1 protein-coding gene is annotated in these 410 nt (G+C 28.5%); it reads left to right on the top strand.

The genetic code is table 11. The annotated features are described in order from the left end of the window. Positions 1-410, top strand: a 410-nt coding sequence (locus RCF13_RS06880) for a hypothetical protein (RefSeq protein WP_308141005.1), incomplete at both ends; no start/stop codon positions are given.

The following is a 410-nucleotide window of genomic DNA, read 5'->3' on the forward strand; positions in this document are numbered from 1 at the left end:
ATTATTTAAAGGATTAAAGTCAACAAATGTTTATAGCCAATACTACTGTATAAACAGACTGGTTGAATTCTACAATAATGATGATATAAGGATAAAGGCTATAGATGAAATAAGCCCATTTCTAAATAATAGAAATAATACACTTAAAAAAGCTGCGGAATTTGCCGTAGATGTATTAAGTAAGAAATTTGATCGTCCTTATATAGTCCATGCTATGGATGACATTAAAATCTTTGCAATTTTTAATGACTATTCTGACTATGGTAGCTATAACGAGTTATGGATAATTAGGGATGATAAATTATCAAAACTCCATTCATTTAAAAATCTACAGACCTATATTGATACTGGTGAACCTATAAAACTTTCACCAAATAAGGATAAAATAACAGTACAAACATCCTCTAGAA

It is taken from the genome of Stenotrophomonas maltophilia group sp. RNC7 (assembly GCF_030910085.1).
Taxonomy (GTDB): Bacteria; Pseudomonadota; Gammaproteobacteria; order Xanthomonadales; family Xanthomonadaceae; genus Stenotrophomonas; species Stenotrophomonas sepilia.